1 protein-coding gene is annotated in these 1413 nt (G+C 71.8%); it reads right to left on the reverse strand.

The genetic code is table 11. From position 1 onward, the window contains the following. Positions 1-1164: 7,8-didemethyl-8-hydroxy-5-deazariboflavin synthase CofG (gene cofG / locus OOT08_RS05975; protein ID WP_325091672.1), on the reverse strand; the 1164-nt coding region annotated here is incomplete at its 3' end. Positions 1165-1413 lie beyond the last annotated feature (249 nt).

Here is a 1413-nt window from a genome sequence, read left to right on the forward strand (position 1 = left end):
GTCGACCCAGCCATCCGCCTCATCGAGATACTCGGCGTGCGCCGTGAGCCGCTCCCGGAGCCGGTACCCCGCCCGCTCGGTCAGGTGCGCCAACCGGTCCAGCTCGGGCCACGGGCGCTCCGGATTCACGTGGTCCGGGGTGACCGGGCTCACCCCGCCCCAGTCGTCGATGCCCGCCCCGATGAGCCCCGCGAGCGCCGCCTCGTCGCTGAGGTTCGGCGGCACCTGGACGCGGGCATCCGGCCCGAGCAGGAGCCGGGCCACCGCGATCGCCGCGCGGTACGCCTCCGCCCCGAAGTCGGGGACGTCCCGCATCGCGGTCGCGGGCTTCGCCCGGTAGTTCTGCACGATGACCTCTTGGATGTGCCCCCAGCGCTCCCGGCTCGCGCGGATGGCGAGGAGCGCGTCCACTCGGTCGGCGGCCCCCTCGCCGATGCCGAGCAGGATGCCGGTCGAGAACGGCACCCGGGCCCGCCCCGCATCCTCCAGGACGCGCAGCCGGAGCGCGGGGTCCTTGTCCGGCGAGCCATAGTGCGCGCTGCCGTGCTCCGACCACAGCTGCCGCGAGGTGGTTTCCAGCATCATGCCCATCGAGGGGGCCGTGGGGCGGAGCCGTTCCAGCTCCGCCCAGGTCATGACCCCCGGGTTGATGTGCGGCAAGAGCCCCGTCTCCGCGTGCACGAGCGCGGCCATCCCGCTGACGTAATCGAGCGTTGAGGCGTAGCCCCGGCTGCGCAGCCAGGCGTCGGCGACCGGCCAGCGCGCCTCCGGCCGATCCCCGAGGGTGAAGAGCACCTCGCGACAGCCCGCGGCCGCCCCGGCACGGGCGATCTCCAGCACGGTCTCGGGCGACTGAAACACCGGCCGCGCCTGCCGGGCCAGCTGATTCGGGGTGTCGACGAACACGCAGTAGTGACACCGATCCCGACAGAGCGTCGTCAGGGGGACAAACACCTTCCGGGAATACGTCAGGGTGCGCGGCGTGCCCCGCCGAGCCAGGCCCTCGTCCCGCACCGCCGCGGCGACCCGGCAGAGCCGGTCGAGCTCCGCGCCGCGGGCCGAAACGAGCGCGATCGCCTCGTCCCGGGTGATCGCGCGGCGCTGTTCCGCTCGGCCCAGCGCCCGCTCACGGGCACGATCCGGTGCCAGCTCACTCTTCATCATCTGGGGGTCCTCCGCCGGTCGAGCATCGGGATAACCGCCGAGCCCCCAGCAGCTTCAGCGCACAGTCCGGCGAGCATAGCACCGGAACGGGGCCGCGTTCACCGGCCCAAAAACCACGTTGTGTCCGCTTTTGCCGACTGACCCGTCAAAGTGTCCGGACCTCGGAAAACGTCTTGTGCCCGGGCGGACCGTCGCCGAGGATATCAAGACCGTCGCGTCCGATACGCGATACTCAGGTGTTTTCTGGCA

It is taken from the genome of Leucobacter sp. M11 (assembly GCF_035726885.1).
Taxonomy (GTDB): Bacteria; Actinomycetota; Actinomycetes; order Actinomycetales; family Microbacteriaceae; genus JAPFRB01.